Here is a 21,033-nt window from a genome sequence, read left to right on the forward strand (position 1 = left end):
GCACCTATGCGGCGGGCCCTAGTTAAGCCGGCCAGATTCCAGAGGTGCCTCGGCGGTGCGAGCCCATGAGGTGGGCATCGACCATCCCGATGGCCTCCATAAGAGAAAAGCAGATCACAGGGCCGACAAATTTGAAGCCGGCTTTCTTGAGAGCCTTGGACATGTCTTGAGCTTCCTGCGTGTATTTGGGGATATCTTCCTCCCGCTCAGGTGCGATGGTCTCCTCTGGGAGGAAGCTCCATATAAACTCATCGAGCCCGCCTTCCTCGCGCAAGGCCACCGTGGCCTTGGCGTTGGTGAGCACAGAGGTAATCTTCAGCCGGTTGCGGATAATGCGCTCATTGTCCAGGAGACGTTCAACTTCCTCGTCCCCAAAGCTGGCGAGTAAATCCGCATCAAATCCAACAAAAGCTTCGCGAAAAGCCTCGCGCTTGCGCAACACGAGCTCCCAGCTCAATCCAGCTTGAAAGCCCTCGAGACATAGGCGCTCCAGCAACGCCGATTCTTCGTGAATGGGCATGCCCCATTCCGTGTCGTAATAGTGCTTGAGGAGCGGTGAGGCCACTGCCCATGCAGGGCGGCCGCGGCCCTCTTCGTCATAAACAAGTCCCGTATCGTTCGTCATCTCAGGTGTGGGTGGTGTCATCTCTGTAACAGTCATATCTTCTTAGACTGGGCAAACCTTTCAAAGGTTCCCGCCGGTGTGCTCTCGAATGAAGCGTTCTTCAAGCTCCAAGAGGAAGCGCTTAATGTCTGGGCCTCCACGATAAGCGCCAATGTGGCCGTCCGCGCGTACCACGCGGTGACAGGGAACCACAATGGGCAGCGGGTTGGTGGCGCAGGCACTACCCGCTGCCCGTACCGCACCTTCGCTTCCCGTTGCCTGGGCTAGCTGGGCATACGTCCAGCGCGTGCCATAGGGAATGCTTCTTAGCGCATGCTGGGCGCGGCTGCGGAAGGTGAGTGGGGGAGTAGGGACGTCGAGAAGCAGCTCAAAACTCTTTCGGTTCCCGGCGAAGTACTCGGCGAGTTGCCGGGAGGCGTCGTTCAACACCGTCAACGCTGTGTCCTCACACTGATCGTTGTGGGCAAGCGCAGAATCCGTGGCATGAGTGGCTTTCGTGGCCGTGTTGAGGACCGGTTCCTCGGAAGAAAAATACACGTGGGACAAACCCTGAGCGCTCGCGACGAGGGTAAGCGGGCCAACCGGTGAATCCACAGTGAGCCAAGTGCGCATGGTGTGGGAGTCCTTTCGTGGGTCAGTGGGCATCCAGGGTAGTCTATGAAGCATGAATCGACCCGCCGTTCGTGATGCCGCACTGCTCATACTCCGCGCAGTGCTGGGAATCATCTTTGTGGCACACGGCGTGGACAAAATGTTCTTTACCGGCATGGATGAAACCACCGGACAATTCTCTGCACTGGGCATTCCGCAACCGCAGCTGTCGGCCTACTTGGCCAGCATCGCGGAAATGATTGGTGGAGCGGCCCTTGTCGTGGGGCTACTCACCACGTTCGTTGCAGGTGCATTGGCCCTTCTGATGGCCTGTGCCCTGTATTTTGTGCACTTGGGCAATGGACTCTTTAGTGCGGATGGCGGCATCGAGTATCCGCTGGTCCTCATCGTGTCCCTGCTTATGATCGTCGTGTTCGGTTCCGGCCGCGCCAGCGTAGATGGAGTGTTAAGCCGTGCTGACGCATGAGCAAGTGCAGGCGGCTATCTCCGCACAGCTGGATGGTGAAGTTCCCCAGCTTTCACCAGATGTCATCGATGCGCATGTTTCTGGGTGCGCGGAGTGTGCCGCATTCCGGGATAAGGCCGCCGCGTTGTCGCGCTCATTGAGTCAAGTGGAACCGGCAGGGGCGCCACCCCGAGATTTATCCGAGGTCATCCTCGCCGGTGTGGAACCAGAATGGCAGCGCGCCTCCAGTGCTCGTCAGGCGTCACTAACGCTGGCGCGGGTAAGCCTTGGTGCCCTGTCCGCCGTATTCCTCGTATGGGCCGTCGTGGTTGTGGTGAGTGCTTCCGGCCTGACCACCACTGGCACAGAGGGAACCCTACCGGAAGGCGCGGACCCAGAGCGCGCCCGCCTGCTTATGGAAGCAGCCGCTCTGCGTTTCGGCCTGGCTAGTGGTTTAGGTTTTGCCGCATGGCGTCCGGCATCGGCGCCTGGCCTGTTGCCGGTGGCCTGCACCATGTTCGCCTTCCTCTTTGGATTCACCATGCGCGACATCGCCTTGGGCACCGTGGGCGCTGGCCAGATCTACATTCTCGTCGCTACTGGCCTGGCTGCTGCCGGACTGGGTTGGGCGTGGGCCGCAGACCGCGGGTTTGTGTTGCGGGATGTGTACCGCACGCTCACTGCGAGCCCCCGCTAGGGGACTAGGTCCACGACGGCAGCCACATCATCGACTGATACCAGGACTCCGGAATTATGAATCCGTAGAGGATAGGGGAGAAGTACGCGAACATGGCTACCACCAGCGCGGCGTAACACACTGTGAGGAAGGTGCCCAGGGGAACCGCGGAGCCGAAGAGCGACGTGATCCACGGCCACGTGAGTTCGCGTCCACGACCAATCATCTGGCCCAAAGCAAGGGCGATAAGCACGATGACAAAGGGGATGAAGGCTGTGGCGTAGAAGAAGTACATCTGACGGTCAAACACCATGAGCCACGGCAAGAAACCAGCGGCCGCACCCACGAGTGGGATGAGGAAAGATCGGTTGCGGCGCACGAGGAGCGACCACAGGCCCCACAGCACAGCGGGGATAACCAGCCACCAAATGGCGGGAGTACCGAAGAGGAACAGCATCTTGCGGCACTCGCCACCACCCCGGCAGGTGAGGTCGGTGGAGGAGTAATAGAGAATAGGGCGTGCTGCCACCAACCAGGCCCACGGCTTGGAGTCCCACGGGTGGCTGTGGCCACCGGACGACGTCAGCGAGGCGTGAAACTCCAGCACAGAGGTGTGGTAGTAGAACCAGCCGGCAAGAGGCTCGGGGAGGTGGAGGAGCCAGGACCCCTCTTCGATGGTGCCGTCCACCTTGGCATGGCGGTAAACAGCAGTTTCATCAGCGAACCACGCACGCCATGACCATACGTAGAGCGCCACAGGCACAGCAACAAGCGAAGCTAGCGCCGCCGGCGTATCGCGAATCAAGGTGCCGACGACGTAGCGGCGAACGCCGTAGAGGCGGCGCAGGGCCAGGTCGGAGAAGACGCTCATGAGCCCGAAGAACATGATGTAGTACAGGCCAGACCACTTCACCGACAGGGTAAGGCCCAAGAAAACACCGGCGGTGAAGCGCCACCAGCGGAAACCAAAACGTGGGCCGAAGTCGGACGTTCCCATTGTTCCGTTGATAAAGGCGGTGTGCAGACGCTCACGCATCTGCTGGTGGTCGCGCGCTAGCGCCCATGCGGCAGCGACGACGAAGAAGACCTGGAAGATATCGAGCATGCCGAACTTTGAGGACACCAGCAGCACACCATCACAAACTGCTAGGAGACCCGCCAGGAAACCTACCTGCCAGGAACCAGAAAGACGACGAGCCAGTGCCATGGTGAGCAGCACGGTACCGACGCCAAAGAGAGCGGTCATACAACGCCAGCCCAGCGGTGTATAGCCAAAGACTGATTCGGAGAGAGCCACAATTTGCTTGGCTAGCGGCGGGTGCACCACAAGGCCGTATCCAGGATTGGATTCGATGCCGCCCAAAAAGAGGTTGCGCCAGCTGGTGACCATGTCCCAGGCTTGAGGAACGTAGTGCTTCTCATCGAAGACCGGTGTTCCTTCAGACACAGGGCTGGTAAGGCCCGCGAAACGCGTGATGAACGCCAGCACGGCGATAATGGCCGTACTGATGGTGTCCGAACGGGTCCACACGTAGGGACGAGGTACGGGCGGTGCTGGGCGCGTGTGGCGACCGGACCCAGCCGTGCGGTCCTGTCGGACGGGTCGGGCGATGGACTCTGCGATACTCACTCGGAAGAGTTTAGCGTGCGTGTGCCATGCTGGGGAGTATGAGTCTTCAGCTTGAACCTTTGCCGCGCGGTGTCATTCTCGCCGCGACACCCCTGGGCAATCCTGGTGATGCGTCCGCACGCCTCATCCAGGCTCTAGGCCACGCCGATGTTATCGCCGCGGAAGATACCCGCCGCGTACGCAATCTGGCCGCTGCCTTAGGGGCGGAGATTCGTGGCAAGGTGGTCTCCAATTTTGACCATAACGAGGCGGAACGCTCCCGCATGCTCGTGGACGCTGCTCGCACGGGCACGGTCCTCGTCGTCTCAGACGCCGGCATGCCGCTCGTGTCCGACCCTGGCCACTCCATTGTGGATGCTGCAGTGGAGGCGGGTGTTCCGGTCACCTGCTTCCCCGGACCTTCGGCAGTACCTACTGCCTTGGCGCTCTCAGGCCTGGGTGTCGGGCACTTCCTTTTCGATGCCTTCCCTCCGCGCAAGCCCGGACCCCGCAAGGCGTGGCTGGAGTCTTTGGTCGGTGAGCGCCGCGCCATTGCCTTCTTTGAGTCTCCACACCGCCTGGCGCAGACGCTTGCCGACGCCTCCTTAATCCTCGGCGCCGAACGCCGCGCTGCCGTCTGCCGCGAGCTGACGAAGACCTACGAAGAGGTTAAGCGTGGCACCTTGGGCGAGCTCGCGGAGTGGGCCGAAGAGAATGCGCGGGGCGAAATCACCGTGGTTATCGAAGGCGGCACGGCCGAACCGGCCTCGCTGGACGAACTCGTAGCGCAGGTCCGCACCGAGGTCGACCGCGGTGTACGCGCCAAGGATGCATGCAAGCAGGCGGCCGCCGGTACCGAGTGGTCAAACCGCGAGGTGTATGACGCCTACCTTGCTGCTCGCGAAGAGTAGCCGCCGTGAATGTGGGCTTGTCCAGCATTGACGCATGGAGGTGAGCACAGTCTCTTTTACACTAATTGTTATTGCTTCGTTATAGTTCTCGCCTGTGTTCGCCCTGTGTGTTGGCCTAAAATCCGCAGCCAGCTGCACAGTCGTAGGTGGATGATGGCCTGGAATGGTGATTGGGGAGGCGTCGGAAAGCGCAGGCCATGGCGCCCATTCCAGGCATATCTGCGGTCTACAGTGCATTTTAACGTAGTTCGCAGGTTGACTAGTTGGTGGGATAACACCAAGGTCTGAAGCTATGACAGACTCGACCAATGCAGACAAACTAAAGGACACGGAGGTGTCGTCGGCCGTCCCGAGCGGAGCTAGCTCCCCGAGCGCGGTGGATGACTACCATACCGTTGACGAGCGCCTCGAGGCTGCCTCCGCTACGAGCCAGCTCCAGGACATGCTCACCAACAAGTCCTTCAACCCAGACGCCCACACGGTTCCGGCAGAAGAGAAGGACACGGCGGAGGAGGACTTTGGCCCCGGCGGTATTGACTCGCCGATCGATTGGACCATCGTCAGCTTCGCTGGCATCCTCGTCGCTGCCATCGTGGCATGGGGACTGGCCGCGCCGGATAACTTCGGTACCTTCGCCAGCAACGCGTTGAGCTTCGTGGTCAACAACTTTGGCTGGGCCTACGTGCTCTTCGGCACCATCTTCGTCGTCTTCGTGCTCTTCATTGCGCTCTCGAAGTTCGGCACCATCCGCTTGGGCAAAATCAACGAAGAACCTGAGTTCACCACGGTGTCGTGGATCGCCATGATGTTCGCCGCTGGTATGGGCATTGGTCTGATGTTCTATGGTGCGTCCGAGCCACTCAACTACTTCAAGAACGGCGTTCCCGGCCACGGTGAACATGAAGTTGGTACCTCCATGGCCACTGCCATGTTCCACTGGACGCTACACCCGTGGGCGGTCTACGCCATCGTTGGTCTGGCCATTGCGTACTCGACGTTCCGCATCGGCCGCAAGCAGCTGCTGAGCCAGACCTTTGTGCCGCTCATCGGTCAGCGCAATGCTGACGGTGCCGTGGGCAAGATCATTGACATCCTGGCCATCTTCGCCACCGTCTTCGGTACCGCCTGCTCCCTGGGCCTCGGTGCTACCCAGATCCAGGCGGGCCTTGAGGCATCCGGTCTCATTGAGAATCCTTCCCAGGGCGTGGTCATTGGCATCGTGCTCGTGCTGACTCTAGCCTTCATCCTGTCCGCGATGTCCGGTGTGGGCAAGGGTATTCAGTACCTGTCCAACGCCAACATGGTCTTGGCTGCCCTGCTGGCCATCTTCGTGTTCATCCTGGGACCCACGGTGACGATTCTCAACCAGATCCCTGGCTCTATTGGTAACTACTTGGCCAACTTCACCGAGATGATCGCCCGTACCGCCGAGTCCAACAACGGTACTGCTGGTGAGTGGCTATCCACGTGGACCATCTTCTACTGGGCATGGTGGGTCTCTTGGTCTCCGTTCGTTGGTATGTTCTTGGCCCGCATTTCCCGCGGCCGCTCCGTGCGCGAGTTCTGCATCGGCGTGCTTCTCGTTCCGGCTGGTGTATCCACCGTGTGGTTCGCCATCTTCGGCGGCACCGCCATCCACATGGAGCAGAATGGCAACTCCATCTCTGGTGACTCCGCAGAGCAGGAATTGTTTAACCTTCTGCAGAACCTGCCTGGTGGCTTCATCGCCGGCATTGTCGCCGCAATCCTGCTGGCTACGTTCTTCATTACGTCGGCAGACTCCGCGTCCACCGTCATGGGCTCCATGTCCCAGTCTGGTGCCACCACCGCTAAGCCGTGGCTATCCGCCGTCTGGGGCGTGCTCACCGCTGCGGTTGGCCTGACCCTGCTGCTCTCTAGCGAGGATTCCCTGTCCAACCTGCAGAATGTCACCATCGTGGCAGCGCTGCCCTTCCTCTTCATCGTCGTCGGTCTCATGTTTGCTATCTACAAGGACCTGAGCAACGACGTCATCTACAAGGAGTACCGCGAATCCCAGGCCTTCCAGCGCAAACTGGCCCGTGAGCGTCGTCTGCACCGCGAGTTCCAGCGCGAACAGGCCTTCAAGGAGCGCCGCCGCCAGCACAAGCAGAAGCACTAACGCTTAAAGCGCTGGCGAAGAATTGCCCGTCAAGCGCCTTACTGCGCGCTCTTTTACACCCCCCTCACTGCACGTACGGTGAGGGGGTGTTCGATAGAGTAGAGGGCATGACTGAGACAGTTGTCGTTAATGTTGCTTGGCCTTACGCCAACGGACCCCGCCACATCGGACACGTGGCGGGCTTCGGCGTTCCATCAGATGTGTTTGCCCGCTTCCAACGAATGCGCGGCAATGATGTTCTCATGGTCTCCGGTACGGATGAGCACGGAACCCCGCTGCTTGTTCAAGCCGATAAGGAAGGCGTGACCGTCCGCGAGCTGGCGGACCGCTACAACCGTCAGATTGTTACCGACTTGGCTGGGCTCGGCCTGTCTTATGACCTTTTTACCCGCACCACCACGCGCAACCACTACGCGGTAGTGCAGGAGCTGTTCAAGGGACTGTATGAGAACGGCTACATGATTAAGGAAACCACCAAGGGTGCCATTTCACCTTCCACGGGCCGTACCTTGCCGGACCGCTACATTGAAGGCACCTGTCCTATTTGTGGCGCCGATGGCGCCCGCGGTGACCAGTGCGATGAGTGCGGCAACCAGCTGGATCCGGTGGACCTCATCAACCCAGTGTCCAAGATTAACGGCGAAACACCGGATTTCATTGAGACCGAGCACTTTCTGCTCGACCTTCCCTCCGTTAAGGACGCGCTTGAAAAGTGGCTCAAGACCCGTGAGGATTGGCGCCCGAACGTACTGAAGTTCTCCCTCAACCTGCTGGAGGATATGCGCCCGCGTACCATGACCCGCGATATCGACTGGGGTATTCCGATTCCGGTTGAGGGATGGCAAGACAACGGCGCGAAGAAGCTCTACGTGTGGTTCGATGCCGTCATCGGTTACTTGTCCTCCTCCATTGAGTGGGCCTACCGTACCGGCAACCCGGATGCCTGGAAGCAGTACTGGCAGAACCCGGAGGCTCGCCACTACTACTTCCAAGGCAAAGACAACATCACTTTCCACTCCCAGATTTGGCCGGCTGAGCTGTTGGGCTACGCCGGCAAGGGCTCCAAGGGTGGGGAGGAGCACACCTATGGTGAGCTGAATCTGCCCACGGAGATCGTGTCCTCGGAGTACCTGACTATGTCGGGCTCCAAGTTCTCCTCCTCCAAGGGCGTGGTCATCTACGTCAAGGACTTCCTTAAAGAGTTTGGCCCGGATGCCCTGCGCTATTTCATTGCGGTGGCTGGACCTGAAAACAATGACACCGACTTCACCTGGGATGAGTTCGTCCGCCGTATCAACAATGAGCTGGCGAATGGCTGGGGCAACCTGGTCAACCGCACTGTGTCCATGGCGTTCAAGAACTTTGGCGAAGTACCGGCACCGGCCGCTTTGGAACAGGCCGATAAGGATATTTTGGCGCTGTCTGAGGAGACCTTCGCCACCGCCGCGGAATTCCTTGAGCAGTCCAAGTTCAAGCAGGCCATGACCGCCATCATGCACGTTGTAGGTGAGGCCAATGCCTACGTTGCCGCCATGGAGCCGTGGAAGCTGGCCAAGGATGAGACCCAGCGCGAGCGTCTGGCCACCGTCCTGTGGACGGCACTGCAGGTAGTGTGTGACTGCAACGTCATGCTCACACCGTTCCTGCCGTTTACTGCGCAGAAGGTGCACGAGACCCTAGGCCGTGAGGGCGAGTGGGCCGCGCAGCCACGTGTTGAGGACGTCGTTGACGATATTCCGGTTGAGCTCGTCGGCGTGAATCTCCCACCGGAGAATCACCCGTACCCGATCATCACGGGTGACTACACGGGCCAGCAGGCAGTGTGGCAGCGCATCGACGTCACTCCTGGTACGGCGCTGCAGAAGCCGAAGCCTCTCGTGGCCAAACTGGATCCTGAGCTCGGTGAGACTGGCCCGGAGTGGGCCCCAGTCCAGAAATAGTTCTCGTGGGCCAGGCGTTCCGGCGCAGTCTTGCGCCTGCCTTGCTCTTCACCGTCGTGTGCCTCACGGCGGTGAATTTGCGATCCGGCATTGCGTCAGTGGCGCCGGTTTTAGGGCAAATCCAGGACTACTTTGGTATTAGTTCCGGCGCCGCGGGACTTCTTACCGCGCTGCCTGGATTGTGCTTTGCTGTGATGGGCCTTGCCGCCGTTCCCATTGCGCGCCGCGTGGGGTTAAGCCGGACTTTGGCGGCCGGAACGCTCTCGCTCGTTGTGGGGTTGGCGCTGCGCCCGTGGGTAGGCAGCTTCCCGCTGTTCGTCGCGCTGACCTTGTGCGTGGTGGCGGGTATTGCGTTGGCGAATGTCCTGCTTCCCGCGTGGATTAAACAGCACGGCTCTGGCCGCACGCTGGTAGCGCTCATGACGACCTACACCACGATGTTGGGCGTCTCCAGCGCGTTGGGGCCGCTGTCGGCGGTGACCCAGAAGACCTGGCAAGGAGCTCTGTGGGTGTGGTTTTTGCCGGCGGTCGCTCAGCTCATCGTGTGGGGTGTGGTGCTGCCGCGCGCTGGTCGCGATGTTGCACAAGGCGCAGTCGATGACGCTGATACCCCGCGCCCCATGTACACCTCGCCCACTGCCGTGGCTATGCTCTTCTTCTTTGGCCTGCAATCCACCATGGCCTATGTCCAGATGGGCTGGTTGCCGCGCATGCTCGTGGACACAGGTGTGGGGGAGAACACCGCGAGCGTGGCCTTAGCCATTATCGGTGTGTTCAATATCGCTGGCGGCGTGATCATGCCGTGGCTCATTTCGCGGCTGGACCGGTTAGCACCTGTGCCCGTGGTGCTTGCCCTGTGTACGTGTGCAGGATGGGCCGGTGTGCTGCTGGCTGCCGACGTCGCCCCGCTGGTCTGGGCATCCCTCATGGGAATCGGCGGCATGTGCTTCCCCTTGGCACTGGCTCTACTCACCGCCCGTACGCGTAGCGCGCTGACCACTGCACGTCTGTCCGGCTTCGTTCAGCCCGGCGGCTACATCCTCGCGGGGCTCGTGCCGTTGCTTGTTGGCGTCGTGCGCGGCGCCACCGGCAACTGGACTGCCGTGCTGCTCGGCCTCATGGTCCTGTCACTATGCATGCTGGTAGCAGGCCTGCGCGCGACCGCGCGGGTCTATATTGACGACGAGCTCGTGTCCTAGACGGCGCGCCACCTCGCCGCGATGCACTCTGTATTCTTAAAGAGACGATGAAAGCTATGGGGGCTGCTACAGAGACTAAAGGAGACTGAAGATGGAAAGCGCCGATCTAATTCCCCCAGTGCATCCGGGAGAAATCCTGAAAGAGGAGTTTCTTAAGGAACTGGGGCTAAGCCATCACTCGCTCGCACAGTCTCTTGGCGTTGCGCAGCGTCGTGTCGACGAGATCCTTGAGGGGAGATCGGACGTAGATGCCGATATGGCTCTCCGGCTGGCCCGATTTTTCGGGATGAGTCCTGAGTTTTGGATGGGAATACAGAACCATTACGACTTAGACACGGCGGAGCAGAAATTTCGTTCGGAATTGGAAGCCATCACGCCGCTGGCGGCACCGCACTAGGAACGGTCGAAGTCGAGCTGCAGGTGTACGAGGCCGAGGCGCACGCCGTCCTTAGTGTGGATGTTGGGCATGCGGCCGGTTTCCACGAAGCCGAACTTCTTGTGCAGGGCAATGGACGCCTCGTTGGTATCCACGATGTAGGTGATCATGGTCTGGACGTAGTCGTTGTCCTGCGCATGATCCATGAGCGTGGCCATGAGCTCACTGCCCACCCCTTTGCCGCGTGCGGATTCAGCAATGTAGACGGAGTCCTCCGCAGTGCCGTAATAGATGGCGGGAGTAACGAACTGGAAGTACGCGGCCCAGCCGACGATTTCGTCGTCGTCCACGGCGACGAAAACGGGGTAGTCGTCTTTTTCCATCTGTGCCAGCCACTGCTTACGGTCCTCGACGGATTCCTGCCAGGTCACCAGGTTGGCCGCCGGCGTTGCGGCGGAAGCGGCGTTGTAGATGGTGGCGATGGAGGGGGCGTCGTCAAGCACTGCGGGACGAACGTGCATACGGGTAATCCTTAAACCATGAGTTGCAAGTGGGCAAGGTCTAACCACTGCCCAGCTTTGCGGCTGACTTCTTTTAGAGTTCCTACAGTGGCAAAACCGAACTTCTCATGCAACTTGATGGATGCGATGTTGTCCGCCACGATAAGCGCCAGCAGCGTATGAACCTGTTCAACCTTGCGGGCATGCTGGACAACTGCCTCGAGCAGGCGTGTTCCCACCCCTTTTCCGTGGGCCGCGGGATCCACATAAATCGTGGTCTCATAGCACCCTAGCCACACCTTCGGATCGCGGTAAGGGCGGTAGAGCGCCCAACCCAGATAGGCTCCGTCATCATCGAAAGCCACAAAACAAGGGCAGTTCTCGCGGCGCAACCGGTGCAGGTACTCGGTGCGTTCTTCCACCGTGGCGGGCTCGCTACGGAAAATGAAGAGGGTTTCCTGAATAGCCCAATTCAGTGTGGCGGTCATTGCGGGGACGTCGGCGTCCGTCGCTTCACGGATAATCATGCGCGCAAGACTACACTCGCAGCCATGTCTAAGAAGAAGCCACGCCCCACGCCCGTGCCCGCCGAAGGTTTGAGCCAGCTTATCGACGCCCACACGCACCTCGCCTCCTGCCGCGACGCCGACGCTGACCTTGTCGCCCGCGCTCATGCCGCTGGAGTTGAGCGCATCGTCTCCGTAGGCGATGGATTGGCTGAGGCGGAGAAGGCGCTGGCCGCAGCGCACGAGTTCGACAACGTGTATGCCGCGTGCGCGATTCACCCGACGAAGGCGCAGGAACTAGATGAGGCCGCCCGTGCTCGCCTGAGTGAGATGGCGGCGGACCCGCGCTGCGTGGCCATTGGTGAAACGGGGCTGGACACCTACTGGATTCACCACGAGCCGGAGCGCACTGCGCCGCTTGACGTCCAAGAGGAAGCCCTGCGCTGGCACGCCGCGTTGGCGGCGAAGGTAGGAAAGACGCTCATGATCCACAACCGTGAGGCCGATGAGGATCTCATGCGAGTACTAGGGGAGTGTGCAGAGGCGCCGAAGGTGATGCTGCACTGTTTCTCCTCACCGCTGGAGGTGGCCAAGGAAGCTCTTGAGCGCGGCTATGTGTTGTCCTTTGCCGGCAACGTGACTTTTAAGCGCAATGAAGAGATGCGCCAAGCTGCGGCCCTTGCGCCGGCCGGACAGTTGTTGATTGAGACCGATGCTCCGTACATGACTCCGGAGCCTTTCCGCGGTGCGCGCAATGAGCCGTCGCTTATTGGCCACACTTATACCTGCATTGCTGAGGCGCGTGGTCAGGCCGTGGAAGAGTTGGCGGCTGAAGTGAAGGAAACCTTCGCGAGCGTCTTTGGAGTGTAGTTACCCGCCCAAATTGTGACGATCTTCACTCTTTGAAAACCTGCAGCTCAGGGGTGGCGGGCGTGTTTCTTGTGACGAGTGTGTTGCTAGTGGCTGCGGCGCGGGAGGACTTCTCGATCGTTACGCGCTGTTACCGTATCGTTATCCAAAGTTAGCCCGGCATTGATCTTGCCGGGGCGCGCATTCTGTCGCGCAGAATCAGCTGCCGGGCGGATGCCTGGCACGAAATACTGCAGAGACGAGTAGAGGTTTATGTCCCCGAAGAAGCAGATCAAGCGTATTAACAACTCCCGCTCCCTGCCGTTGCGTATGGCTACCGGCGGTGTCCTTGGCACCCTGGCTGTCGGCGGTGTCGTTGCCGTTGGTGCACAGAAGGATGTCACCCTCGACATCAATGGTGAGACGACTACCCTGGCCACCTTTGCTGGTGGCGTCAACAGCGCTTTGGAGGCCGCGGGCGTCGACGTGGCGGGCGATGACCTTGTCTACCCAGCGTTGTCTGAGGAGCTTGCTGATGGTGACTCCATCACTGTCCGCACCGCCAAGCCGGTTGCTGTGACCATCGACGGCGTGGAAACGCAGCTGTCCTCCACCGACCTCACCATTTCTGATCTGCTGGGTGGCCTCGACGGCATCGTGCCTGGCGCTGCGGTAACCTCCGGGTCGAAGACCGTTGAGGATGATGAGGTGGTGACCGAAGGTATGAACATCGAGGTAGTCTCCCCGAAGATTGTGAAGGTTTCCGATGCCGGCTCGGTCTCCTACGCCAGCATCGCCGCAAAGACCGTCGAGGATGCCCTCGAAGCTCGCGGCATCACCGTGGATAAGGATGACCGCGTAAGCCCCGCTCTGGATACCCCGGTCACCGCTGGTATGAGTATTACCGTGGACCGCGTTGAGGTCTCCGAGGAAGAGAAGACTGAAGACTTCGATGCTCCGGCTGACTACTTTGATGATCCGGAGCTTGAGGAAGGCTCCGAAGAGGTCCGCGAAGAGGGAACTCCAGGCTCGCGCACCGTGACCCGCAAGATCGTCAAGGTTAACGGTAAGGAAGAATCCAACGACGTCATCAAGGAAGACGTCCACACCGAGCCCGTAGCCGCACGTATTGCCCGCGGTACCAAGCCGAAGTCCACTGCCCCTGCCGTAGCTGAAGGTTCCGTCTGGGATGCTCTTGCGCAGTGTGAGGCTACCGGTAACTGGTCTATCAACACCGGTAACGGTTTCTCCGGCGGCCTGCAGTTCACCCCGTCCACGTGGGCTGCCTTCGGCGGCAACGAGTACGCACCGCAGGCATGGCAGGCAACCCGTGAGCAACAGATTGCAGTGGCGCAGAAGGTCCAGGCCGCTCAGGGCTGGGGCGCATGGCCTGCCTGCACCGCAAAGCTTGGCCTGCGCTAAAACTGCGGCGCGCCGCGTATTAGTCTGGAAAACATGACACAACCCCACCTGCTGGGCCCGGTGGAGATCCGCGAGCTCGCTGCTGAGCTCGACGTCACCCCGACGAAGAAGCTGGGCCAGAACTTCCTCCATGACCCCAACACCATTCGGCGCATCGTTGCCGCCGCGGACCTCTCCGCTGAGGACCGCGTAGTGGAGGTTGGCCCGGGCCTCGGCTCGTTGACGCTGGGACTGCTGGGCGAGGTCGAACACGTCACCGCAGTGGAAATTGACCCGCGCTTGGCAGCGAAGCTGCCGGATACCGTGGCCCAGCGTGCACCGGAGCAGGCAAACCGCCTCACCTTGGTGGAAAAAGACGCCTTGACCGTGGAAAAGGGCGAGTTGGGAGAGCCCACAGCGCTCGTGGCCAACCTTCCCTATAACGTGGCCGTTCCGGTACTGCTACACCTGTTGGAGCTGTACCCCTCAATCCGCCGTGTCCTCGTCATGGTCCAGCTGGAAGTGGCCGAGCGCCTCGCGGCCGCGCCTGGAAGCAAGGTCTACGGCGTGCCGAGTGTCAAAGCTGCTTTCTATGGTCCCGTGCGTCAGGCCGGCACAATTGGCAAAAACGTCTTCTGGCCCGCTCCTAAGATCGAGTCCGGTCTCGTGCGCATTGACTGCACGCGTCCCTATGATGAGGCACTGCGTCCGCAGCTTTTCGCGCTTGTCGACGCTGCCTTTGCCCAACGCCGCAAGACTCTGCGCGCGGCACTTGCTGGCCACTATGGCTCCGCCGCGGCTGCCGAAGAAGCACTGCATGCAGCCGGCATCGATCCGCGCCTGCGCGGTGAGAAACTCGGTGTCGAGGACTTTGTCCGATTGGCAGGCGCATCATGACCCAGCCACTCGCGCCGTCCTCACAGCTGTGGCAGGCTCGCGCACACGCCAAAGTCAATCTGCATCTTGGCGTCGGTGAAGCCCGCGAGGATGGATTCCACGAGCTCGCCACGGTTTTTCAGGCTCTCGACGTCCATGATGTCGTCAGCTATCGCTGGTCAGAAGACACCACGGTGGAGGTCACCGGCCGCCACGCGAAAGGCGTGCCCGCCACGACAGATAACCTGGCTTGGCGTGCTGTGGAGCTGGTCGCCCAACGCCTCATGCTCCCAGCGACGGGCATCCTGACGATGGAGAAAAACATCCCTGCGGCGGGTGGCATGGCTGGTGGTTCGGCCGATGCCGCCGCAGCCTTGCTTCTAGCTAACCATGCTTTAAGCACCGAATTCTCCCGGGAACCTGTGGCTGAGGAGAAGCTCTTTGAGCTCGCAGCGGAACTGGGGTCCGATGTTCCCTTCACGCTCCTGGGGGGCACTGCCTTGGGCCGGGGTCGTGGTGAATTACTGACCTCAATGTTGTCGCGCGGTCGCTATATCTGGGCCATCATCACTAATGCTGAGGGGCTGTCCACCCCGACGGTCTTCCACAAACTCGATGAGCTTCGTGCAGCTGGCCGCGGAAGCTCCCCGCACCTCGATACCGAAGCGGTTGGCCAAGCCCTCATTAGCGGCAACCCACGTGAACTTGCCGCAGTCATGCACAATGACCTCCAGCCGGCCGCGCTGTCCTTGCGGCCAGACCTGCGCAAAATCCTTGAGACCGGCGAAGCCGCCGGTGCTTTGAAGGGGATTGTTTCCGGCTCTGGCCCGACCTGTGCTTTCCTCTGTGAAGATGAGGAGACAGCAGCTGAGGTCGTGGCTCAAGTCTGTGCTGATAACCGCGGCACCCGCGGCCTGGTGACAACGGGCCCAGCTAGCGGCGCCACGCTGGTCTAAGTATTTAGCTAAAGGCGTATGGAGGGCAGGAGCTACAGAACCGCCATTTCCACCGGTTTCATCTCCAGTGGAATGCGCTGTGGTTCCTTGTCTCCGAGCAGATCGACGATGACGAGCTCCTCTTTAGCTGCGTCTGTGATGTAGGCATAGCCATTGGCCGCCTTCAAGATAGGTCCTGGCAGCTGCCATTCCTCATTTTCCTTCCACGGGGCAATAGCGTCGATCTTTTTCGTCACCTCGCCGGATTCAGGGTCAATAAGGTTGAGCTTGCCGTCGGTGGTGAGAACCAGTGCCTCCCCAAGTGGGCCGCGGGCCAAGGAGCGGAACCAATAGGATTCCCCGAGCTCGACTTTCTGGGCGGAGTAATCCTCAGTATTAATGAGCGTGACCGAGGTCGGGCGCTCGAATTCGGCGTCCTTATCCGTCTTGTTGTCTGCCAAGATGACGTTGGACTCCTCGGAGCCAGCAGAGTTGCCTGAGCGTTGATAGCCGTCCTTGCCGGCATAGGCAGAAACATCCACTTTGTGGAAGTCACTGCCGTCGAAGACCACCGGTCCGTCTTCACATCCGAAGAAAAGCGTGCCGTTTCCGGCGGCTGCTTCGCCGTGTACGCCGGGGCATTCGGTAGTTTCTGCCAGGACTTTGCCGGACTTGTCTACGTGCTGAATGGTGTGGCGCTCGTCTTCAGTGCCCTTGGTGATGACCACCGAGCCGTCCTTGAGCGGCACGGCCACTCCGTGATGAGCTGCGCCGGTCTCAACGGTGTTGACTGGCTCGGCGTCCGCATTGCCGATGTCATCCGTCTTGTAGATTGTCGCCACGCCGTCACCATCGGAAAAGAGCGCGGTCAAGCCGTCATGATGCACCACGTGCCCAGCATGAGGTGCGTCCACGGAAACGTCGCCAAGCTTCGGCTCCGCCGTGTAATAGTGCTTGTGGTCGCCATGCGGCTTGGTGATGCGCCCGGTGTCGAAGGTGAGGAAGCTATCGCCCTTGGTCACCATGACATGGCGGTTATCGCCGGCATCACTGAGGCGTAGAAAGGCCTTCATGTCCTCGGTGCCAATGACTTCGCCGGTTTCGCCGTCAATAGTGGTGAGACCATCTTTGTGGGAGAGCACAATACGTGTGGGCAGCTGCGCTACCTCGGTCTCGCCCTCAGCGGACTCGAATCCATCGTGGCTGTGGGCTGAGTCTGCAGAATCAGCAGCAGAGGGTTCAGTACTGCTTGGGGGAGTGCTGTCGTTATCAGGGGCGGAGCAAGACGTGATGGCGATGGCCGCTGCGGATAGTGCAGCGCACAGGGCGAGAGTGTGGTTCTTCATACAGAACGACAGTATTGCAAGTGAAAATCACTAGCAATAAGATTCTGGGTGCGGGGGTAACCGTGGCGAGGCACTAAGATAGATCCTCGTTATGGCGAACCTCATCAACCTCGAAAACGTAACCAAGTCTTTCGGTCTCAAGACCCTTCTCAACGGGGTCTCCCTCGGTGTCCAAACCGGCGACCGGATTGGCATCGTCGGTGTTAACGGTGGCGGCAAGACCACACTGCTGGAGGTCCTCACCGGCATCGAGCCGCCGGACTCGGGCCGCGTATCCCACAACTCGGACTTGCGTATGGCCGTGGTGACGCAGCGTTTTGAGGTCGACGAGTCTCTCACCATCTCCCAAGTCATTATCGAACCGCTAGGTTTGGAGACTTTCGAGTGGGCCTCCAACGCCAAAGTGCGCGATGTCTTGGGTGGTCTGGGCATTGTTGACCTCGGACTCGACACGAAGGTGGGCTCACTATCTGGTGGTGAGCGCCGCCGCGTAAACCTGGCCGCAGCGCTCGTGCAGGATCTCGACGCCGTGGTGCTCGATGAGCCCACCAACCACTTGGATGTGGAAGGTGTGCAGTGGCTGGCCAATCATCTGTTGTCCCGCAAACTGGCGGTTATCGTCGTGACGCACGACCGTTGGTTCCTCGACACCGTGGCTACCACGACCTGGGAAGTTCACGACGGTGTTGTTGATGCTTATGAAGGCGGCTACAACGACTGGACCTTTGCCCGCGCTGAGCGTGCCCGCCAGGCCGATGCTATCGAGCAACGCCGCCAGAACTTGGCCCGCAAGGAACTGGCGTGGTTGCGCCGCGGTGCACCGGCCCGCACGTCCAAGCCGCGCTACCGCATTGAGGCCGCCGAGGCGATTATTGCGGACGTCCCAGCACCGCGCGACAAGGTTGAGCTCATGGCTTTTTCCAAGCAGCGCCAAGGTCGAGTCGTTATTGAGCTCGAGGATGCACAGATCACCACGCCGGATGGCCGCACGCTGGTAGACCACCTCACGTGGAGGCTGGCTCCAGGCGAGCGCATTGGCCTCGTCGGCGTCAACGGTTCAGGAAAGACCACGCTGCTGCGCGCCCTCGCCGGCGAGGTGGAATTGGCAGCCGGCAAACGCATTGAGGGCAAGACCGTGCGCCTGGGGTGGTTGCGCCAGGAGCTTGATGATTTGGATCCGGAGCGCAGGCTTCTCGACGCCGTCGAGGACGTCGCCACCTATGTCCAGTTGGGCAAGAAGGAGCTGTCTGCCTCGCAGTTGGCTGAGCGTCTAGGCTTTTCGGCCAAGCGTCAGCGCACTCCGGTAGGCGATCTCTCTGGTGGTGAACGCCGCCGACTGCAACTGACTCGTGTTCTCATGGCAGAACCTAACGTGCTGCTTCTCGACGAGCCCACGAACGACCTCGATATCGACACCCTCCAGGAACTGGAGTCCCTCCTGGATTCCTGGCCGGGCACCATGGTGGTCATTTCGCACGACCGCTACCTCATTGAGCGCATTGCGGATAACACCTATGCCTTGTTTGGGGATGGCAAGCTCACCAACCTGCCGGGCGGAATCGAGGAGTACCTGCGCCGCCGCCAGCAGATGGAGGCGGCTGCTTCACGCGGGGTTATTGACCTTGGCGAGAAGTCCTCGACTGCTGGCTCGGACACAGGTGGTACCTCGACTGATGCGACCGCGTCTGAGAACGCAGCGCCAGTCAAGCGCTTGAGTTCTCAAGAGGAACGCGAGCTTACCAAGAAGATGAACGCGCTGGAGCGCAAAATGGCCAAGCTCGATGAGAAGACTTCACAGCTCAACGAGAAGATGGCCGATGCGGCCGAGAAGATGGCCTCCGGCGACGGCGATTCCGCAGAGCTCTCCCGACTGGATTCTGAGCTCAAGGCTGTAGCCGCCGAGCGCGAAGAACTGGAAATGGAATGGCTCGAGCTAGGGGAGCAGCTCGAAGGCTAGGGAGAAAGAAGCGGAAAAGCGAGCCTTAGCCGAAAAGCGCGGCGATGCCCAGCATCGCGGGCAAAGAAAGGAACGTGGTGAGGAAAACCGTATCGCGCGCTACGGTTTCTCCCACCTGGTAGGTGGCGGCGTAGTTGTAGACATTCTGCGCGGTCGGAAGCGCCGCCAAAATCAGCGCTGCGTAGAGCTCGTTGCCGCTGAGACCAAAAGCTACACCTGCGGCGAGAGCGATGGCTGGCATACCAATGAGTTTGAGAGCCGTTGCCACGATGGTGGGCAGGCGGTCGTTGTCCAGCAGCGAATCACCCTTGAGGGAGGCACCGAAGCTCATGAGAATCATGGGGATGGAGGCGCCACCCAGGATTTCCAACGGTGCCATGATGACGTCGGGCACGGTCCACCCGACAGCAGAGACGATGAATCCCAAGACGGCAGCGATGACTACGGGTGCGGTAACACCTGACATCATCGAACTTATGACTGAGCGCAGATTCGTTCCTTGTGCATTGAGCCCAGCGATAATAAAAGGTGAGAGCACCGCCATCTGCAGCACCAACGCAGGCACAACGAAAGTGGCATCACCGATGACGTAGGTGGCGATGGGCAGACCAATGTTGACGGAATTGTAGTAGCTCGAGGCCGCCGCGCCCGCCATGGTTTCCGCGCCGCTGCGGCGGAAGAAAAACATACTCAGCAGTCCGTATACGCCCATTGTCGCCACCGATGCGACAGCAATAACTGCCACAACGGGGGAGGCAAATGCTGAAGTATCGGACTGCGCCACGCTGGAGAAAATTAGCGCTGGCGTTGCCGCCCAGAAGGCGACCCGGTTGAACTGTAAACGGGCTTCACCTTTGCCGATGACACCTTTGTGTGCCAGTACGAAGCCCACAGCGATAACCACGAAGATAATCGCAAAGCCCGTAAGGACATCCAGCACTAGTGATCAACCTTTCGCACGCGTTCCAAGAAGCGCCGTAGAAAACAACGCCTTGGAGCATAACAATGCCATATCGAATTCCCTGTGATTCTGCGAGGTTAGTTCACAGACGAAGCGATTGTATGGCACGGTAGAGAGCATGAATGCATTCCGTCGTGTTTCCCGCCTGTCCACCACCGCTGTGCTGACCGCGGCGCTGGCTGTTTCCGGCGCATCCGCTGCGCAGGCGCAGGATATTAATCAGCTGTCCTCTCAGGCTACTGAGCAGATTAACTCCCTCCAGATTGAGCTGCCTGCCCAGGCTTATGACTTGGCTGAGCAGTACAACGTGAAGCTGCCGCCGTTCGTGAAGACGCCTACCCCGTCCGTAGCGAATGAGCTCGTCAGCGCTACCCACTCCCACCTGCTGAAACAGGGCCACCACGCTGATGACAACGCGAAGAAGATCGCTCAGGAGTGGGCTGACCAGGCAGCTGCCGGCAAGGTCACCTTCCACGACAACGCTGGTGACGGGATGACCCACCTGGAGGAGGGCAGCGGCAACATTTACAAGCTCACCGAGTCTGAGGCTAAGGACCGCGTGAAGTGGCTCAACCGCGATGTTCCGGTTACCAAGACCGATGGCACCGGCTTCGGCGTTGCCCAGGCCTTTGACGGAAAGTACGTCTACGTGGCGGAGTACTTCTTCAACAAGTAATCCACCACCAGCCTCATTAATGGGCCCTGCTTCACTATGGCGTGATTGAACTGCCATAGGCAGGGCCTTCTGCACGTTTTCATGGAGACAGTTACAGTGGGGCCCATGATTTTGATCAACGTACAGTTCCACGTCAAGCCCGAGTACGCCGAGACCTTCCTCGACGAAATCGACTGGTACACCAAGGCCTGCCAGGCTGAGCCCGGCTGCATTGACTTCAAGTGGTTCCGTGATCCGGAAGACAAGCAGCGCTTCCTCCTGCTCGAGTCCTACAAGGATGGCACCGACGTCGACCACGTCAACACCGAGCACTTCAAGCGTTCCTGCGAGGAGCTCCCGAAGTACCTGGTGGAGACCCCGGACATCATCAACACCCACATCGATGGAAAGACTGAGTGGGACAAGATGGCTGAGTTCTCCGTCGACTAAGACGCCGTCTCAGTCTCATAGAGGCCTAGCGCCGAAAAGCGCCGCTCGAAAGCGGCGCTTTTCT

21 protein-coding genes are annotated in these 21,033 nt (G+C 60.1%); 14 read left to right on the forward strand and 7 right to left on the reverse strand.

Going from position 1 to position 21,033, the window contains the following annotated elements; translation table 11 throughout:
- Window positions 1–22: 22 nt before the first annotated feature.
- Both NX84_RS05195 and NX84_RS05200 read right to left on the reverse strand, forming a co-directional pair.
- Window positions 23–661: a DNA-3-methyladenine glycosylase I gene (locus NX84_RS05195; protein ID WP_231913695.1), complete on the reverse strand. Its 639-nt coding sequence runs from the start codon at window positions 659–661 to the stop codon at window positions 23–25.
- Window positions 662–685: 24 nt separating this feature from the next.
- A complete protein-coding gene (locus NX84_RS05200) occupies window positions 686–1,237 on the reverse strand; it encodes a methylated-DNA--[protein]-cysteine S-methyltransferase (RefSeq protein ID WP_052319678.1) in 552 nt (183 codons plus the stop codon).
- Between the two features lie 52 nt (window positions 1,238–1,289).
- On the opposite strand from NX84_RS05200, the gene NX84_RS05205 reads away from it, so the two are divergent.
- Together NX84_RS05205 and NX84_RS05210 are read left to right on the forward strand one after the other, a co-directional pair.
- Window positions 1,290–1,703, forward strand: a complete 414-nt coding sequence (locus NX84_RS05205) for a DoxX family protein (protein ID WP_039674551.1) — start codon at window positions 1,290–1,292, stop codon at window positions 1,701–1,703.
- Window positions 1,690–2,379: a zf-HC2 domain-containing protein gene (locus NX84_RS05210; protein ID WP_039674553.1), complete on the forward strand. Its 690-nt coding sequence runs from the start codon at window positions 1,690–1,692 to the stop codon at window positions 2,377–2,379. The genes NX84_RS05205 and NX84_RS05210 overlap by 14 nt, the downstream gene beginning before the upstream one ends.
- Before the next feature lie 4 nt (window positions 2,380–2,383).
- Here NX84_RS05210 and NX84_RS05215 read toward each other — a convergent pair whose 3' ends face one another.
- On the reverse strand, window positions 2,384–3,982 hold the full coding sequence (locus NX84_RS05215; protein ID WP_370664351.1) for a dolichyl-phosphate-mannose--protein mannosyltransferase: 1,599 nt from the start codon (window positions 3,980–3,982) through the stop codon (window positions 2,384–2,386).
- Window positions 3,983–4,026: 44 nt separating this feature from the next.
- On the opposite strand from NX84_RS05215, the gene rsmI reads away from it, so the two are divergent.
- From rsmI to NX84_RS05240, 5 genes are all read left to right on the forward strand, one after another.
- Window positions 4,027–4,878 carry a 16S rRNA (cytidine(1402)-2'-O)-methyltransferase gene (gene rsmI, locus NX84_RS05220; protein WP_039674557.1) on the forward strand — a complete coding sequence of 284 codons (852 nt, stop codon included), beginning with the start codon at window positions 4,027–4,029 and terminating at the stop codon, window positions 4,876–4,878.
- A gap of 292 nt (window positions 4,879–5,170) precedes the next feature.
- Window positions 5,171–7,018, forward strand: a complete 1,848-nt coding sequence (locus tag NX84_RS05225) for a BCCT family transporter (RefSeq protein WP_039674559.1) — start codon at window positions 5,171–5,173, stop codon at window positions 7,016–7,018.
- A gap of 107 nt (window positions 7,019–7,125) precedes the next feature.
- Window positions 7,126–8,958, forward strand: coding sequence for a methionine--tRNA ligase (gene metG / locus NX84_RS05230; protein ID WP_039674561.1), 1,833 nt, complete (start codon window positions 7,126–7,128; stop codon window positions 8,956–8,958).
- Window positions 8,959–8,963: 5 nt separating this feature from the next.
- On the forward strand, window positions 8,964–10,157 hold the full coding sequence (locus NX84_RS05235; RefSeq protein WP_039674563.1) for an MFS transporter: 1,194 nt from the start codon (window positions 8,964–8,966) through the stop codon (window positions 10,155–10,157).
- Between the two features lie 91 nt (window positions 10,158–10,248).
- Entirely contained in the window at window positions 10,249–10,554 is a 306-nt protein-coding gene (locus NX84_RS05240) for a HigA family addiction module antitoxin (RefSeq protein ID WP_039674565.1), read from the forward strand.
- On the opposite strand, the gene NX84_RS05245 is transcribed toward NX84_RS05240, so the two are convergent.
- Both NX84_RS05245 and NX84_RS05250 read right to left on the reverse strand, forming a co-directional pair.
- Window positions 10,551–11,054: a GNAT family N-acetyltransferase gene (locus NX84_RS05245; RefSeq protein WP_039674567.1), complete on the reverse strand. Its 504-nt coding sequence runs from the start codon at window positions 11,052–11,054 to the stop codon at window positions 10,551–10,553. The genes NX84_RS05240 and NX84_RS05245 overlap by 4 nt on opposite strands.
- A gap of 11 nt (window positions 11,055–11,065) precedes the next feature.
- Entirely contained in the window at window positions 11,066–11,560 is a 495-nt protein-coding gene (locus NX84_RS05250) for a GNAT family N-acetyltransferase (protein ID WP_082013917.1), read from the reverse strand.
- A gap of 24 nt (window positions 11,561–11,584) precedes the next feature.
- Between NX84_RS05250 and NX84_RS05255 the strand changes: the two genes are divergently transcribed.
- The 4 genes from NX84_RS05255 to NX84_RS05270 all read left to right on the forward strand — a co-directional run bounded on the left by NX84_RS05255 (window position 11,585) and on the right by NX84_RS05270 (window position 15,621).
- Window positions 11,585–12,409: a TatD family hydrolase gene (locus NX84_RS05255; protein ID WP_039674569.1), complete on the forward strand. Its 825-nt coding sequence runs from the start codon at window positions 11,585–11,587 to the stop codon at window positions 12,407–12,409.
- Window positions 12,410–12,661: 252 nt separating this feature from the next.
- Window positions 12,662–13,810 carry a resuscitation-promoting factor gene (locus tag NX84_RS05260; protein ID WP_039674571.1) on the forward strand — a complete coding sequence of 383 codons (1,149 nt, stop codon included), beginning with the start codon at window positions 12,662–12,664 and terminating at the stop codon, window positions 13,808–13,810.
- A gap of 33 nt (window positions 13,811–13,843) precedes the next feature.
- Complete coding sequence (gene rsmA, locus NX84_RS05265) at window positions 13,844–14,686, forward strand: 16S rRNA (adenine(1518)-N(6)/adenine(1519)-N(6))-dimethyltransferase RsmA (protein WP_039674572.1); 843 nt, start codon at window positions 13,844–13,846, stop codon at window positions 14,684–14,686.
- Complete coding sequence (locus tag NX84_RS05270; protein WP_039674574.1) at window positions 14,683–15,621, forward strand: 4-(cytidine 5'-diphospho)-2-C-methyl-D-erythritol kinase; 939 nt, start codon at window positions 14,683–14,685, stop codon at window positions 15,619–15,621. Before rsmA ends, NX84_RS05270 begins: the two co-directional genes overlap by 4 nt.
- A gap of 32 nt (window positions 15,622–15,653) precedes the next feature.
- On the opposite strand, the gene NX84_RS05275 is transcribed toward NX84_RS05270, so the two are convergent.
- Entirely contained in the window at window positions 15,654–16,946 is a 1,293-nt protein-coding gene (locus NX84_RS05275) for a hypothetical protein (protein WP_039674576.1), read from the reverse strand.
- A 91-nt stretch (window positions 16,947–17,037) separates the two neighbouring features.
- On the opposite strand from NX84_RS05275, the gene NX84_RS05280 reads away from it, so the two are divergent.
- Window positions 17,038–18,903 carry an ABC-F family ATP-binding cassette domain-containing protein gene (locus tag NX84_RS05280; protein WP_039674578.1) on the forward strand — a complete coding sequence of 622 codons (1,866 nt, stop codon included), beginning with the start codon at window positions 17,038–17,040 and terminating at the stop codon, window positions 18,901–18,903.
- 25 nt (window positions 18,904–18,928) lie between these two features.
- Here NX84_RS05280 and NX84_RS05285 read toward each other — a convergent pair whose 3' ends face one another.
- Window positions 18,929–19,843: an AEC family transporter gene (locus NX84_RS05285; protein ID WP_039674580.1), complete on the reverse strand. Its 915-nt coding sequence runs from the start codon at window positions 19,841–19,843 to the stop codon at window positions 18,929–18,931.
- 139 nt (window positions 19,844–19,982) lie between these two features.
- On the opposite strand from NX84_RS05285, the gene NX84_RS05290 reads away from it, so the two are divergent.
- Both NX84_RS05290 and NX84_RS05295 read left to right on the forward strand, forming a co-directional pair.
- A complete protein-coding gene (locus NX84_RS05290) occupies window positions 19,983–20,540 on the forward strand; it encodes a hypothetical protein (protein ID WP_231913694.1) in 558 nt (185 codons plus the stop codon).
- Between the two features lie 105 nt (window positions 20,541–20,645).
- On the forward strand, window positions 20,646–20,969 hold the full coding sequence (locus tag NX84_RS05295) for a putative quinol monooxygenase (RefSeq protein ID WP_039674584.1): 324 nt from the start codon (window positions 20,646–20,648) through the stop codon (window positions 20,967–20,969).
- The last annotated feature ends 64 nt before the right edge of the window (window positions 20,970–21,033 follow it).

This window comes from Corynebacterium minutissimum (assembly GCF_000805675.1).
In the GTDB taxonomy this organism is placed as follows: domain Bacteria; phylum Actinomycetota; class Actinomycetes; order Mycobacteriales; family Mycobacteriaceae; genus Corynebacterium; species Corynebacterium minutissimum.